This is a genomic window from Janibacter sp. A1S7, assembly GCF_037198315.1.
GTDB lineage: Bacteria > Actinomycetota > Actinomycetes > Actinomycetales > Dermatophilaceae > Janibacter > Janibacter alittae.
On record NZ_CP144913.1, the window covers coordinates 2,686,072 to 2,700,954 of the forward strand.

The window sequence follows — 14,883 nt, forward strand, 5'->3', positions numbered from 1 at the left end:
CGTGACGGCGACCGCTGTCCACGCCGGTCATTCCTCGCAGGTCAACTCATCGCCCTCGGGCAGCTCGCCGGTGAGCCAGTACTCCTCGACAGCGGAGTCGACGCAGTCGTTCTGCCGCATGTAGGCCGTGTGACCGTCACCCTCGTGGGTGATCATCGCGGAGTTGTCGATCTGCTCGTGCAGCCGCACCGCCCACTCATAGGGTGTGGCCGGGTCCCGTGTGGTGCCGACGATGAGGACCGGATCGGCCCCCTTCGCCTCGATGGGGCCGAGACCGTCGACCGGCTCGAGGGGCCAGGTGGCGCAGACGAGACCCTCCCAGGCGAGGAAGGTGCCCCAGATGGGCGCCTTCGCCTCGACCTCGTCGGCGACCTGCTGCCACTCCTGCGGGTCCTCGTCGACGCCGTCGTCCAGACAGCTGACCGCGGGCAGCGCCTCCATGATGTTCGAGGTGTAGGCCCCGGACGAGTCGCGACCGGCGTACATCATCCCCAGTTGCATCAGCGCGCTGCCATCACCCTGCTCCGCGGCCACGAGCGCGTCGGTGAGCATCGACCACATGCCCTGGTCGTACATGGCCTGGGCGATGCCGACGGAGGCCCACCCCTCGGTCAGCTCGGGGCCACCACCGACGGGCACCGGGCGCTGGTCCAGGTCCTGCAGCAGGCCCTCGACCGAGCCGACGACCTCGTCCTGCGTCGACCCGAGCGGGCAGTCGTTGGCGACGCAGTCCGCCGCCCACGCGCGGGTGGCGGTGTCGAAGCCCTTGGCCTGCCCGATCGCCGCCTCCATGCCTGTCAGGTCGGTCGGGAAAACCCCGTCCAGGACCATCCGGCCGACCCGCTCCGGGAAGAGCTCGGCGTAGATCGCCCCGATGGCGGTCCCGTAGGACTTGCCGAGATAGGTCAGCTTCCCGTCGTCGAGGGCGGAGCGGAGCACGTCGAGATCCTTGGCGACGTCCTGGGTGGACACGTGCCCGATGAGCTCACCCGTCGTCTCCAGGCACGCCCGGCCGAAGTCCGCCGACTGCTCGACGGCCGCCGCACGCTCCGCCGCGTCGTCCGGCGACGGGTCGCTGCCCATCCACGCGTCGAGTCCGGCGTCACTGACGCAGTCGATCGGCTCCGAACGCTGGACACCCCGGGGGTCGAAGCCCACGACGTCGAAGTGCTCACGGATCGACGACCCGACGATCCGGTCGGCCGCCGCGGCGTAGTCCACACCCGAACCACCCGGACCGCCCGGATTGGCCACGAGCGATCCGGAGGCCTCCCCCTTCGCCGGCACGCGGTTGACCGCGATCTCGATGGTCCCGCCCTCCGGCGCGGACCAGTCGAGGGGCACCTCGAGGCCCGCGCACTCCCCCGCCGGGCAGTCCTGCCAGGCCAGCTCCTGCTCGTAGAAGCGCTCGAGACCCTCGGTGCCGGCTGGGGGCGAGTGGTCGCCGCTCGCCAGGCCGGTCGGCTCCGGGCCGGGCGTCAGGAGCGAGCAGCCGGCCACCGGGAGGACGAGGGCGGCGAGCGCCGCGGCGAGGCGAAGGGGGGCGCGGCCGGGCGAGAGCATGTCGCCGACGCTATCGCGGTAGCTGCAGCCCGACCGCCATGGCCTCCAGGGCGAGCAGCGGCGCGCCGTTGGCGCCGATGCGCTCGCGGGCAGTGGCGATCTCCTCGATCGCCAGGAGCAGCCCCTCGGCACTGAAGGCGCGGGCGACCTCCTCGATGACCGGGCGGGCATCCTCGTTGACCAGTTCGACCGGTGTACCGGCGTGCAGGACGAGCGCGTCGCGGTAGACGGACATCAGGTCGACGAGCGCGCGGTCGATCATGTCGCGGGTGAAGCGGGTGGCGCGGGTCTTCTGCTCCTTCTCCAGGGAGTTGAGCTGGGCGCGGATGTGGGGAGGTTGGGTACGGGCGCTCGGGTCGGCGCCGAGGGTCTCCAGCAGGCGCGCCTTCTCCTGGGCGGCCCGGGACTCGAGCGTGCGGTCACGCTCCTGCTCGGCGATCTGCAGCAGGTCGGCCGCAGCACCCACCGCATCGGAGACGCCGCGGATGCGCGAGGCCATCATGATCGTGTCCCGGCGCCGGATGCGGGCGCCCTCGTCGGTGGCCAGCCGCTTGGCCAGGCCGATGTGGCTCTGCGCGGCCCGGGCGGCGTACGTCGCCATCCCCGGGTCGATGCCGTCCCTGCGCTGCAGCAGCGCGGCGACCTCGGTCACGGGTGGGGTGCGCAGCCGCACGTGCCGCGAGCGCGAGCGGACCGTGATCAGCACGTCCTCCAGGCTCGGGGCGCACAGCAGCCACACGGTGCGCGGGGTGGGTTCCTCGAGTGCCTTGAGCAGTGCGTTGCCGGACTGCTCGGTCAATCGGTCGGCGTCCTCGACCAGGATCACCCGGTAGCGCCCCACGCTCGGCGAGCGGCCGGCGAGCTGGACGAGCGATCGGGTCTCGGCGACACCGATGGACAGCGCCTCGGTCGCGAGCACGTCGACGTCGGTGTGCGTGCCGTCCAGGGCGGTGCGGCACTCGTGGCAGTGACCACACCCACCGGTCGGGCACAGCAGTGCGCCGGCGAAGGCCCGGGCCGCGACCGAGCGGCCCGATCCGGGCGGCCCCGTGAAGAGCCACGCGTGCGTCATCGACGCCGGCTCGCTGACGGCTCGCTGGAGGGCGGCCACCGTCTGCGGCTGCCCGATGACGTCCCGCCAGATGCCCGGTGACACGGCGGTGGCGGTCATGCCAGACCGTCCTGCGTCACGCGCTGCCACACCAACCGGGCGACCTCGTCCGGCGCGGCGGCGCCGTCGACGACGAGGTAGCGACCGGGCGCCGACTCCGCCAGGGCGAGGAAGTGCCCACGCACCGCGGCGTGGAATCCGTCGGTCTCCGACTCCATCCGGTCGTGCACGGCGCCGCGGCGGCGTCGCCCTTCGCCCGGGTCGATGTCGACGACGACGGTCAGGTGCGGGACCAGCCCGTCCACCGCCCAGTCCTGCAGCTGCGCGACCTCGGCCGCGCCGAGGTCGCGGCCGGCGCCCTGATAGGCGATGGCGGAGTCGGTGTAGCGGTCGGTGATGACCACTGCGCCCTCCTCGAGCGAAGGGAGGATGACCTCCTCGACGTGTTGGGCCTTGTCGGCCGCGAAGACCAGCGCCTCGGCCCGCGGGGTGATCGCCCCACCGTGGAGGACGAGATCGCGCAACTCACCGCCGAGCGTGGTACCGCCCGGCTGGCGGGTGATCACGACCTCGCGACCGGCCTCCTCGAAGGCCTGCGCCAGTCGCCTGACCTGCGTGGACTTGCCGGCCCCGTCGCCCCCCTCGAAGGCGATGAAGGTCCCCTCTCGTGCAGCCACCCCGTGAGCCTATGACACGGCGAGGGCAGGGCACACGACGCCCGGACGCAGGCACCGGGGCCGAGGTCACGATCGGATCACGACATGCGGATGTCCTTGGCTGGGGACGTCGGGGCGCATAGGGGCAGTGCTACCCCGAGATTCGGGGACGAGAGGACGCGCATGGTCGAATTCTTCGCCGATCGTTGGCAGGACATCCTTTATCGCGCCTTCCAACACCTCTCGCTCGTCGTCCAGTCGGTTGCCCTGGCGGCCATCATCGCGATCCTGCTGGCGGTGCTCGTCACGCGCGTACCGGCCCTGAAGCCGCTGGCCAACTCGATCAGTGCGATCGGGTTGACCATCCCCTCGTTCGCCCTCCTCGGCCTGTTGCTGCCTCTGGTCGGGATCGGCGCCCTCCCCTCGATCATCGCGGTCGCCTTCTACGCGACCCTGCCGATCCTGCGCAACGCCGTCGTCGGCCTCTCGGAGGTCAGCCCCACCCTGCTGGAGTCGGCCCAAGGCATGGGGATGAGTTCGACGACACGATTCGTGCGGGTGCAACTGCCCCTGGCGTGGCCGGTGATCATGACCGGGCTGCGGGTCTCCGCGCAGATGTCGATGGGTGTGGCCGCCATTGCCGCCTACGCCCTGGGCCCCGGCCTGGGCGGATACATCTTCACCGGGCTGGCGCAGATCGGGGGCGCCAACGCCCTCAACTACGCGCTCATCGGAACATTCGGGGTCGTCGTCCTGGCGCTGGCCCTCGACGCAGCGTTGCTCCTCGTCAGCAACCTCACCACCTCGAAGGGGATCCGCGCCTGATGTCCACCACCACCAGCGACCACGCCGCACCCCGCGACGACGAGTCCCCGTCCACCGTCAGCGGGGCCGAGATCGTCTTCACCGACGTCGTCAAGACCTACCCCGGGATGAGCGCACCCGCCGTCGACCATCTCAGCCTGACCGTGCCGGCCGGCGAGATCGCCATGTTCGTCGGCCCCTCCGGATGCGGCAAGACGACGACCCTGAAGATGATCAATCGGCTCTACGAGCCGACCTCGGGCACGATCACCATCGGCGGCGAGGACATCCGCTCCAAGAACGCCACCGAGCTGCGCCGCACCATCGGGTACGTCATCCAGGGCGGATCCCTCTTCCCGCACATGACCGTCCGGCAGAACATCGCACTCGTACCGGGCCTGCTGAAGTGGGACAAGCAGCGCATCGCCCAGCGGGTCGAGGACCTGCTCGAGCTGGTCGGGCTCGACCCCGATCGCTACCGCGACCGCTTCCCGCGCGAGCTCTCGGGCGGCCAGCAGCAGCGTGTGGGCGTGGCCAGGGGCCTGGCCGCGGACCCGCCGGTGCTGCTCATGGACGAACCCTTCGGGGCGGTCGACCCGATCACCCGTCAGCGTCTCCAGGACGAGCTGATGAGCATCCAGGAGGAAGTGCAGAAGACCATCGTCTTCGTCACCCACGACATCGACGAGGCGATCAAGCTCGGCGACCGGGTCCTCGTGCTCCAGGAGGGCGCCGAGATCGCCCAGTACGACACCCCGACGAACATCCTCTCCGCCCCGGCCAACGAGTTCGTCGAGGACTTCGTCGGCTCGGGCTCCTCGCTCAAGCAGCTCAGCCTCGCCCGCGTCGACGAGCTCGACCTGCTCCACCCGCTCACCGCCTCCGTCGGCGACGACGGCGGCACGGCCGCCGAGGCCGCCCGGGCCGCCGGCCAGAAGGACGTCATCGTGTTGGACTCCCGGCGGCGTCCCGCCGGCTGGTACACCCTCGGTGAGGCCACGCGCCTCGGTCGCCTACCCGCGCAGTCCCCACGGGATGAGCCCACGCCCGTCGACCGCCGAGCGACGATCAACGACGCCCTCGACACGATGCTCGCAAGCACGCACGGCGGGGTACTCGTCACCGGACGTCGTGACGAGTTCGTCGGCGTCCTGACCTTCAGATCGGTCACCGAGTACATCCAGGCCACCGCCGAGGACGCATCCTCATGAGCCAGGCAACGGACGAGACCACGGACGGAGCACCCGCTGCGGACACGGGTGTCGAGGACCGACGCACGACCATCGGCCTGGTCATCGGTCTGCCACTCCTGTGCGCCGTCGTCCTCGGCGGATGGGCCATCTGGCGCGCGACCGCCGACCTGGACGACATCGAGGCACGCCAGCTCGCGTGGGGCACGATCCTCGACCTGACCCGTGAGCACATCGTGCTGACCCTCATCTCCACCGTCGTCGTCCTCGTCACCGCGATCCCGACGGGCATCCTGCTCACCCGCCCCCGACTGCGCCGCTTCGCCAGCCCGATCACCGCCTTCGCCAACGCCGGTCAGGCAGCCCCGGTCATCGGGGTCGTCGTCCTGCTCGCGATCTGGCTGGGCTTCGGCACGAGCACCGCAGTGCTCGCCCTTGCGATCTACGCCTTCCTCCCGGTACTGCGCAACACCATCGTCGGCCTCGAGCAGGTGGACCAGACCCTCGTCGAGGCCGCCCGTGGGATGGGCATGTCGGGAGCCGATGTGCTGCGCCGCGTCGAGCTGCCACTGGCACTACCGGTGATCATGGTCGGGGCACGCACGGCGCTGGTCCTCCTCGTCGGGGCAGCGAGCTTCGCCACCTTCATCAACGCGGGCGGGCTGGGCGCCCTCATCGTCACCGGCATCTCACTCTTCCGCTACCCGGTGCTCGTCAGCGGCGCGCTGATCATCGCCGTGCTCGCCCTGCTCATCGACTGGGCCGGCCGGGTGCTCGAGCTCCTGCTCACACCGAAGGGGATGTCATGAGCCCCCGTCCCCACCACCCGGGTCAGCCCACCCGGCGTGCGCTGCTCCTGACCGGCGCTGGCATCCTCGGTGCCGGCCTGACCGGCTGCGGGCTCGGCACGAGCGGTGGCTTCGTCCCGTCCGGGCAGGCCGCCGGACCCATCGCCGACATCGACCTGTCCGGGGCGAAGATCGCCGTGGGGTCGAAGGAGTTCACCGAACAGCTCATCCTCGGCAAGCTCGCCGTCATCGTGCTGCGTGCCGCGGGCGCCGATGTCACCGACCTGACCAACATCCCCGGCTCCTCCAGCGCACGCCAGGCGATGCTCGAGGGCCAGGTGCAGATGCAGTGGGAGTACACCGGCACCGCCTGGATCGCCTACATGGGCGCGAGCAAGCCGATCCCGGACGAGCAGAAGCAGTACGAGGCGGTGCGCGACCGGGACCTGAAGGAGAACGATCTCGTCTGGCTGCCCCCAGCCCCGATGAACAACACCTACGGCTTCGCCGGCCCCCGCAAGAAGCTCGAGGAACTCGGCGTCACCAAGCTCTCCGATCTGACGAAGGTGCCCAAGAAGGACCTGACCTTCTGCGTGGAGTCGGAGTTCAACAACCGCAACGACGGTTTCGACCCGATGCTCAAGACCTACGGCCTGACGAGGGGTCAGGACTTCCCCGAGAACAACGTCAAGGTGCTCGGCACCGGAGCGATCTACCAGGCCACCGACGACGGTCTGTGCACCTTCGGCGAGGTCTTCACCACCGACGGGCGGATCAAGGCCCTCGACCTGCTCGTTCTCGAGGACGACAAGGGCTTCTTCCCCAAGTACAACGTCGCACCCGTCCTGGCCAAGTCGGTGGTGGACGAGTTCCCGCAGGTCGCCGACCTCTTCGCCCCGGTGGCCGCCAAGCTCACCAGTGACACCCTCATCGACCTCAACGCGAGCGTGGACGTCGACGGCGAGGACGCGGCCGACGTGGCCTTCGACTGGCTCGTCAAGGAGGGCTTCATCAAGCCCTGAGCGGGCCCCCCTACGGCAGGACCACGTCGGGACTACGTTGGCCCACATGAGTTTCTCCGATCAGACCGCCCGCGCCCTGACCGCACGTGCCCTCACGGCCCAGACCGACGGGCGCGTGCCCGGGCTCTCGGCGGGCGTGGCCCGCAGGGGACGGCTCGAGTGGTTCCGCGGGATCGGGACGATCGACCTCGCCTCCCCCGGCGACGTCCCTGACGAGGACACCCAGTACGCCGTCGCGAGCAACTCCAAGACCTTCACCGCCGTCGTGATCATGGCGCTGCGTGATGAGGGCAGGCTCGGTCTCGACGACACCGTCGAGCTGCACCTGGCCGACAGCTCGCACGCGGGCGTGACGATCCGGCAGCTCCTCTCGCACACCTCCGGGATGCAGCGCGAGCCCGTCGGGGACGTCTTCGACACGATGGTCATGCCCACCCGGGAGGAGCTGCTCGCCGGCTGGTCGGACGCCGAGCGCATCGGCCGACCCCACGAGCGCTGGCACTACTCCAACCTCGGCTTCTCGGTGCTCGGCGAGATCATCTCCCGCCTCGACGGGGGCACGTGGGAGGAGTCCGTCCGCCGCCGCATCCTCGAGCCGCTGGAGATGACCCGCACCGGCACCGTCCCCGGCGGCCGGCGGGCGAAGGGGTACTACGTCCCGCCCTTCGCCGACGTCCCGATCGAGGAGCCGGTCTTCGAGGCCCGCGCCATGGATCCCGCCGGTGGGCTGCGGTCGACCCCCACCGACATGGCCCGCTGGGGTGGCTTCATCGCCGACCCCGTCGAGGAGGTCCTCTCCCCCGACACCCTCGAGGAGATGTGCCAGCCACAGGTCATGGCCGACGTCCGGGGCTGGACCTCCGCATGGGGTCTGGGGTTGCAGCTGGTCCGGCACGAGGGTCGCTTCTGGGTCGGGCACACCGGTGGCTGGCCGGGCTCGATCACCGGCGTCTTCACCGAGCGGCCCTCGGCGACGACGGGCCTGATCATGATGAACAACTCCGCCCCGGTCCCACCGGCCGCCGCTGCCATCGAGATGGGCACCACCGCGATCGAGCGCGAGCCGGTCGAGCCCGAGCCGTGGGAGCCCGGTGCCGAGCTGCCCACCGACCTCGTCCCGCTCCTGGGGCACTGGTACTCCGAGGGCACCCACTTCGTCCTCTCGGTCAGGCAGGGCGCCCTCGAGGCCCGCGTCGCCGGCCAGCCGAAGGAGCAGCCGCCCTCGGTCTTCGAGCGCGAGGGCACCGACCGCTTCCGCACGGTCTCGGGCCGGGAGCAGGGCGAGGTGCTGCGCGTGCAGCGGGACGCGAAGGGGGAGGTCAGCCACTTCAACTGGGCCACCTACCGATTCGACCGCCGGCCGATGGCCTTCGGCCAGTGGTTGTGAGCCCCCTCAGCTCGCGGCGCGCTCCCAGTCGGCGACCGGACCACTGACCACGTCGAAGACGGGGTGGGCGCGCGGTGGCCCGGCCCACAGGCCCGTCGCCCACTCCGGCGAGCGTTGCCGGCACTTGGCGAGCAGATGTCGCCACTCGAGCTCCAGCTGGCCGTCGGTGACGATCATCCGCAGTGCCGGGTCCGGCGTCGACACCACCCGGGCGCGGTCGAACCGGTAGCCACGCCGATCCGCCTCCTCGGCGAGCCCGAGGAGCCACGTGCCCACGCCGACGACCGGGTCGTCCAGCTCCCGGAACCGCACCAGCTGCGGATGACGGGTGTAGCCCTTCGTCCGGCCGAGCAGGACTGCCTGCGCCAGCAGTCCCTCCCGCCAGCCGGAGACCAGGGCGGCCCGGTCCAGCTGGGCAGGGTGAAGACTCCACAGCCGCATGCCTGCTCCTTCGGGATCGCGCGAACTCGCACAAGCCTAGGCAGGTGCACGTCCGGGCGTGCACCCACTCGCACAAGTCCACGCAGTTGCCCGTCCGGGCGATCAGGCGAAGTGTTTGCGCAGCTCCCGGGGCAGGATCTTGCCGGTGGCGTTGCGCGGCAGCTCGTCCACGAAGACGACCTCTCGCGGGATGCAGTGCCGGGCCCGATGGGCGCGCACGTGCTCCTTGAGCTCGTCCTCATCGAGGGAGTGCCCGTCGGTGAGGGCGATGAAGGCGGCCAGTCGCTGCCCGAAGTCGGGGTCCGGGACACCGATCACGGACACCTCGCGCACTGCGGGGTGCTCGGAGAGCAGCGATTCGACCTCGGTCGGATACACGTTCTCACCACCGCTGACGATCATGTCGTCGTCACGGCCGTCGACGAAGTACAGATCACCCTCGACGTGGCCCACGTCGCCGGTGGAGACCAGGCCGTCGACGAAGTCCTTGGCCTGGCCGTCATTGGTGTACCCGTCGAAGACGAGCTCGTTCCCCGCGAAGATGCGGCCCGTCTGGCCGACCGGGACCTCGCGGCCGTCCTCGTCAAGGATCTTCACGACCGTACCGAGCGGCGGGGTGCCGGCGGTGTTGGGGTCGCGGCGCATGTGCTCCGGCGTCGCGATGCACACCCATGATGCCTCGGTCGAGCCGTAGAGGTTGTAGAGCACGTCGCCGTAGGCATCCATGAACTTGGTGGTGAAACCGGAGGGGTAGGCCGACCCCGAGGTCGCGACGACCCGCAGGTGGCGGTGCGCTCCGGCTCCGGGGTCCTCGGGTAGCTCCATCATCCGCTGGAGCATCACCGGAATGGCGAACATCGCGTGCGGCTGTCGCTGCGCCAACGCGGTGCGGGCCGCCTCGGGCTCGAAGCGACGCTGCAGGATGATCGTGGCGCGCAACGCCATCGACAACTGCACCGCCGCGTAGCCCCAGGTGTGGAAGATCGGCGCGGAGATCAGGATCCGGTCGCCGGCGTGCAGGGGGATGCGGTCGATGACCGAGATCAGCGGACCGAAACCGCCCGGGGTCTTGCGGGCGGCACCCTTGGGCGTCCCCGTCGTCCCGGAGGTGAGGATGATCGTCCGGCCGCCGCGTGCGGGGACCTTCAGGTCGTGCGGGCGGGGCGCCTCCTCGACCCGGCGGGCCAGCTCGCCCTCGGTGACCTTCGGCATCCCCTCGGGGAGGTGGCCGACGACCTCGCCGAACTCGTCGTCGTGGATGAGCGCCTTGATCCCCTGCTGCTCGCAGACCTGGGCGAACTGCGGTCCGGAGAGCCCGGTGTTGCCCAGGACGAGGTCGATGCCGATCGCCGAGGCGGCACACATGACCTCGATCGCCTGCACGTGGTTGCGGGCGAGCAATCCGATGCGCTCGCCGGGCCGGAAACCCAGCTCGGTGAGGATGACGCCGACCTTCTCGGAGTTGGCCAGCAGTTCGGCGTAGGTGGTGGCGCCCCGGGTCTCGTCGACGACGGCGACGGCCTTCGGCGAGCGGTTGGCTGCCTGGCGGAGCTCACCGGCCAGGCCGAAGCCCCACCTCTTCAGTGCGGTCAGCTGTCTGACCTGGTTGGTGGGCGGCCCCGGGGCGAGCATGCCCCGCTTGGCCATGGTCTTGGCGACGGTCAGGGGACTGATGGACATGTCAGGCCTTCGGGATGTCGAGCATGGAGGGGAAGGTGGCGGCGAGCGCGAGATCACCCTTCACCGTGATCTTGCCGCGCATCACCATCATCGTCGGGTTGCCCCGACCGGTGCTCATCGTGAGGAGCTCCATCGGCGCCATCATCAGGGAGACGTCGAAGCTGCCGCCGGGCTCCGTGCTGACACTGCACCGACCGTCGTCGATGACGATCTCGTAGGTGTCGTGCGGGCGACCGTCGGGGCCGCCGGTGATCCGGAACTGGGTCGTGGCGCTGACCCCTTTGGCCCGATCGGGGCGGAAGAGGGTCGGGAAGCGGTCGAAGACCGCGTCGAGGACGGCGGTGCGGTGCTCGCCGCGCATGGTCTCGGAGATCTCCCGGTCGGACATCTCCTTGACCGTCCTCGCGAACTCCTGGGGACTCATGTCCTCGAAGGTCGAGGGGTCCGGATCCATCTGCGCAGCTCCTTCGGTGCGGTGTGCCGTGACCATACCCGCGGGTAACGAGCCCCGCCAATGGAGCGGGTCACGCCGGTGCGTGCGGTTGGTCACAGCCTCGCGGCAGGGCGTAGCGTCGATGGCATGGCTGGGTCAGGGCGCAGGCAACGGGTGGCGGTCGCTGGGGCGAGCGGGCTCATCGGGTCGCACGTGGTCGAGTTGGCCACCGCCGCGGGCCACGAGGTGGTGCCGCTCAGCCGAAACCACGGGGTGGACCTGACGCGGCCACAGGGTCTGTCCGACCGTCTGTCGGGGGTCGACGCCATCATCGACGTCACCCGTCCGGCGACGATGGACGAGGGGGCGGCCACCGACTTCTTCACCACCGTCGCCGTGAACCTCGGCCGGGCCGCCAGGCAGGCCGGCGTCCCACGCACCGTGGTGCTCTCCATCGTCGGGATCGAGCAGGGCCAGGACTTCCCGTGGTACCGCGTCACCCTCGCTCACGAGCGAGCGGTGCGCGAGCACGCACCGGGCGTGCGGGTGCTGCGCGCGACGCAGTTCCACGAGTTCCCCGGGCAGGTTCTGCAGCGCTCCGGGGACGGCGACACCGCACGGATCATGGACATGCCGACCCAACCGGTCGCCTCGGCCGAGGTGGCCGCCGTCCTGCTCGAGATGGCCACCGCGGACGAAGGGGGCGACCGCCAGATCGCCGGTCCCTCACCCGAGCAGCTGGTCGACCTCGTCACGCGGTGGTGCGAGCTGCGCGGCGACGACGTGCAGGTGCTGCCGGTCCCCGCGACCCCGCAGGTCGGCGCGGGATCGGCACTCCCCGGCCCCGACGTCGAGCGGCGCGGCCCCGACTGGTGGACCTGGGCGCAGGCCAGCGGGCGTCCCTAGGAGCTGGAGGCCCTCTTCGTCGCCGTCTTCTTCGTCGCGGTCTTCTTGGCCGTTGTCTTCTTGGCCGTTGTCCTCTTCGCGGTCGTCTTCTTCGCGGTCGACTTCGTGGCACTCTTCTTCGTCGACTTCTTGGCGCTCTTCTTTCGGGTGCTCGGGCCCTTGGCGCGCTTGTCGGCGAGCAGCTCGAAGGCCCGCTCCTGGGTGATCGTCTCCGGGTCGTCCTCGCGACGGAGCGTCGCGTTCGTCTCGCCGTCGGTGACGTACGGACCGAACCGGCCGTCCTTGACGATGACCTTCTTGCCGCTGGCCGGGTCCTCGTCGAACTCCTTCAGCGGGGGCTTGGCTGCGCGACCGCGCCGCTTCGGCTGCGCGTAGAGCTCCTGCGCCTCCTCGAGGGTGATCGTGAAGATCTGCTCCTCGGTCTCCATCGAGCGCGAGTCCGTGCCCTTCTTCAGGTACGGGCCGTAGCGACCGTTCTGTGCGGTGATGTCCACCTCGACCTGGCTCTCGGTACCGTCCTCGGCCGTCCTGGTCTCGGTGACGGTACCGACGACGCGGGGCAGCGAGAGCAGCGTCAACGCGGTCGGCAGCTCGACGGTCGCCGGGTCCATGGTCTTGAACAGTGAGGCCGTGCGCGGCTTGACCTTGGCCTTGCCCTTCTTGGGCTTGTCCTCGCCCTCCTCGAGCACCTCGGTGACGAAGGGCCCGTACCGGCCGGTCTTGACGATGATGTCGCGCCCGGTCTCGGGGTCCTGCCCGAGGACGCGACCGTCGTCGGCTGCCTGCGCGAGCAGCTCCCGGGCCATCGCGGGTGTCATCTCGTCGGGGGCGACGTCGTCGTTGATGGTGGCGCGCTTGGGCTTCTTCTCGACCGCCGTGTCGTCTGAGACCTCGCCGGTCTTCGGGTCGACACCGGTGGGGATGGTCTCTTCGACGTAGGGCCCGTAGCGGCCGACGCGCACGACGACCCCGTCACCGATGTCGATCGTCGAGATCGCGCGGGCGTCGATGTCGCCCAGGTCGGAGACGAGCGAGGCCAGTCCCTCGGTACCGCTGGCATCGCCGTAGTAGAAGCGCTGCAGCCACGCAGCGCGCTGCGCGGACCCGGAGGCGATCTCGTCGAGGTCCTCCTCCATCGAGGCGGTGAAGTCGTAGTCGACGAGGCGGGTGAAGTGGACCTCCATCAGCCGGGTGACGGCGAAGGCGAGCCACGTCGGGACGAGCGCGGACCCCTTCTTGCGCACGTACCCGCGGTCCTGGATCGTGCTGATCGTCGAGGCGTAGGTCGACGGGCGGCCGATCCCCTTCTCCTCCATGGTCTTCACGAGTGAGGCCTCGGTGTAGCGGGCCGGCGGCGAGGTCTCGTGACCGGAGGCGGTGGCGTCGACGACGTCGAGGTCCGCTCCCTCGGCGACCTTCGGCAGGCGGGCCTCGCCCCCCTTCGCCCCCTTGGCCTCGGGCTCGTCGGTGCCCTCCTCGTACGCGGCGAGGAATCCCTTGAAGGTGATGACGGTGCCGGAGGCGGTGTACTCGGCGGTCCTGGCGACCTCGCAGCCCCCGAGGTCGGCGGCGACCTTGATCGTCGCTGTCGAGCCCTTGGCGTCGGCCATCTGGGAGGCGATGGTGCGCTTCCAGATCAGCTCGTAGAGACGGAACTCGTCGCCCCGCAGCTCACCGGCGACCTGCGCCGGGGTGCGGAACCGGTCTCCTGCCGGGCGGATTGCCTCGTGCGCCTCCTGGGCGTTCTTGGCCTTCTTGCCATACATCCGCGGCGCCTGAGGGACGAAGTCCGCGCCGTACATGTCGCGTGCCTGTCCGCGGGCGGCGGAGACGGCCGAGCCCGACAGGTTGGTGCTGTCGGTACGCATGTAGGTGATGTAGCCGTTCTCGTACAGCCGCTGGGCGACGCGCATGGCGTCGCGGGAGCCCAGGCCGAGCTTCCGTCCGGCCTCCTGCTGCAGGGTCGAGGTGGTGAAGGGGGCGTACGGACGACGCGTGTAGGGCTTCTCGGCGACGGAGCCGACCGTGGCGGTGGCGGCGATCGTCGCCTCGGCGACGGCGGTGGCGGCGCGCTGGTCGAGGTGGCGGGCCGTGCCCTTGAGTGAGCCGGTGTCGTCGAAGTCGCGGCCGGCGGCGACCTTCGTCCCGTCCAGCGACGACAGCCGGGCAGCGAAGGGGGCAGCGCCGGCCGTGGATGTGCCGGCGGCGAACTTTCCTTCCACGTCCCAGTAGGAGGCCGCGGTGAACGCCATCCGCTCGCGCTCGCGCTCGACGACGATGCGGGTGGCCACGGACTGGACGCGACCGGCGGACAGGCCGGCCTTGACCTTGCGCCACAGGACCGGGGAGACCTCGTAGCCGTAGAGGCGGTCGAGGATGCGGCGCGACTCCTGCGCGTCGACGAGGTGGAGATCGAGCTCACGGGTGTCCTCGACGGCCCGCTCGATCGCTTCCTTGGTGATCTCGTGGAAGACCATCCGCTTGACCGGGACCTTGGGCTTGAGGGTCTCCAGGAGGTGCCAGGCGATCGCCTCGCCCTCGCGGTCCTCATCCGTGGCGAGGTAGAGGGTGTCGGCGTCCTTGAGCAGGCGCTTGAGCTCGGTGACCTTCTTCTTCTTGTCTGGATCGACGACGTAGTAGGGCTCGAAGCCCTCCTCGATGTTGATCCCGAAGCGACCGAAAGGCCCCTTCTTCATCTCCGCGGGCATCTCCGACGGGGTCGGGATGTCCCGGATGTGTCCCACCGATGCCTCGACGACGAAGTCGCCGCCGAGGTACCCCGCGATCGTCTTGGCCTTGGCTGGCGACTCGACGATGACGAGCTTGCTGGCCATGTGCGCCTCTTCTCCCGACCGCACGTGCAGCGGATTCGTCGCTGCCTCGACGTGCGGTCACTCTTGCG

Annotated in this window: 13 protein-coding genes; 6 read left to right on the plus strand and 7 right to left on the minus strand. The window is 70.2% G+C overall.

Annotated features, from left to right (window positions below; all coding sequences use genetic code 11):
- Window positions 1–27: 27 nt before the first annotated feature.
- The 3 genes from V1351_RS12985 to tmk are packed head-to-tail and all read right to left on the minus strand — an operon-like array spanning window position 28 to window position 3,351.
- Entirely contained in the window at window positions 28–1,563 is a 1,536-nt protein-coding gene (locus V1351_RS12985; RefSeq protein WP_338748624.1) for an alpha/beta hydrolase, read from the minus strand.
- Between the two features lie 10 nt (window positions 1,564–1,573).
- Window positions 1,574–2,734, minus strand: coding sequence for a DNA polymerase III subunit delta' (locus tag V1351_RS12990; protein WP_338748625.1), 1,161 nt, complete (start codon window positions 2,732–2,734; stop codon window positions 1,574–1,576).
- Window positions 2,731–3,351 carry a dTMP kinase gene (gene tmk, locus V1351_RS12995; protein ID WP_338748626.1) on the minus strand — a complete coding sequence of 207 codons (621 nt, stop codon included), beginning with the start codon at window positions 3,349–3,351 and terminating at the stop codon, window positions 2,731–2,733. The genes V1351_RS12990 and tmk overlap by 4 nt, the downstream gene beginning before the upstream one ends.
- A 162-nt stretch (window positions 3,352–3,513) precedes the next feature.
- Here tmk and V1351_RS13000 point away from each other — a divergent pair, with 162 nt between their 5' ends.
- From V1351_RS13000 to V1351_RS13020, 5 genes are read left to right on the plus strand one after another with little or no spacing between them, the layout of a single operon-like run.
- Window positions 3,514–4,155: an ABC transporter permease gene (locus V1351_RS13000; RefSeq protein ID WP_338748627.1), complete on the plus strand. Its 642-nt coding sequence runs from the start codon at window positions 3,514–3,516 to the stop codon at window positions 4,153–4,155.
- Window positions 4,155–5,345 carry an ABC transporter ATP-binding protein gene (locus V1351_RS13005; RefSeq protein ID WP_338748628.1) on the plus strand — a complete coding sequence of 397 codons (1,191 nt, stop codon included), beginning with the start codon at window positions 4,155–4,157 and terminating at the stop codon, window positions 5,343–5,345. The genes V1351_RS13000 and V1351_RS13005 overlap by 1 nt, the downstream gene beginning before the upstream one ends.
- Window positions 5,342–6,133 carry an ABC transporter permease gene (locus V1351_RS13010; RefSeq protein ID WP_338748629.1) on the plus strand — a complete coding sequence of 264 codons (792 nt, stop codon included), beginning with the start codon at window positions 5,342–5,344 and terminating at the stop codon, window positions 6,131–6,133. The genes V1351_RS13005 and V1351_RS13010 overlap by 4 nt, the downstream gene beginning before the upstream one ends.
- On the plus strand, window positions 6,130–7,134 hold the full coding sequence (locus V1351_RS13015) for a glycine betaine ABC transporter substrate-binding protein (RefSeq protein ID WP_338748630.1): 1,005 nt from the start codon (window positions 6,130–6,132) through the stop codon (window positions 7,132–7,134). The genes V1351_RS13010 and V1351_RS13015 overlap by 4 nt, the downstream gene beginning before the upstream one ends.
- A 46-nt stretch (window positions 7,135–7,180) precedes the next feature.
- Window positions 7,181–8,521: a serine hydrolase domain-containing protein gene (locus V1351_RS13020; RefSeq protein WP_338748631.1), complete on the plus strand. Its 1,341-nt coding sequence runs from the start codon at window positions 7,181–7,183 to the stop codon at window positions 8,519–8,521.
- 6 nt (window positions 8,522–8,527) lie between these two features.
- Here V1351_RS13020 and V1351_RS13025 read toward each other — a convergent pair whose 3' ends face one another.
- The 3 genes from V1351_RS13025 to V1351_RS13035 all read right to left on the minus strand — a co-directional run bounded on the left by V1351_RS13025 (window position 8,528) and on the right by V1351_RS13035 (window position 11,096).
- Window positions 8,528–8,962, minus strand: coding sequence for a pyrimidine dimer DNA glycosylase/endonuclease V (locus V1351_RS13025; RefSeq protein ID WP_338748632.1), 435 nt, complete (start codon window positions 8,960–8,962; stop codon window positions 8,528–8,530).
- 102 nt (window positions 8,963–9,064) lie between these two features.
- Window positions 9,065–10,642, minus strand: coding sequence for an AMP-binding protein (locus V1351_RS13030; protein WP_338748633.1), 1,578 nt, complete (start codon window positions 10,640–10,642; stop codon window positions 9,065–9,067).
- 1 nt (window position 10,643) lies between these two features.
- Window positions 10,644–11,096: an SCP2 sterol-binding domain-containing protein gene (locus V1351_RS13035; protein WP_338748634.1), complete on the minus strand. Its 453-nt coding sequence runs from the start codon at window positions 11,094–11,096 to the stop codon at window positions 10,644–10,646.
- A 126-nt stretch (window positions 11,097–11,222) separates the two neighbouring features.
- Here V1351_RS13035 and V1351_RS13040 point away from each other — a divergent pair, with 126 nt between their 5' ends.
- Window positions 11,223–11,981 carry an SDR family oxidoreductase gene (locus V1351_RS13040; RefSeq protein WP_338748635.1) on the plus strand — a complete coding sequence of 253 codons (759 nt, stop codon included), beginning with the start codon at window positions 11,223–11,225 and terminating at the stop codon, window positions 11,979–11,981.
- On the opposite strand, the gene topA is transcribed toward V1351_RS13040, so the two are convergent.
- Complete coding sequence (gene topA, locus V1351_RS13045; RefSeq protein WP_338748636.1) at window positions 11,978–14,815, minus strand: type I DNA topoisomerase; 2,838 nt, start codon at window positions 14,813–14,815, stop codon at window positions 11,978–11,980. The two genes, V1351_RS13040 and topA, sit on opposite strands and share 4 nt — an antisense overlap.
- Window positions 14,816–14,883: the final 68 nt, after the last annotated feature.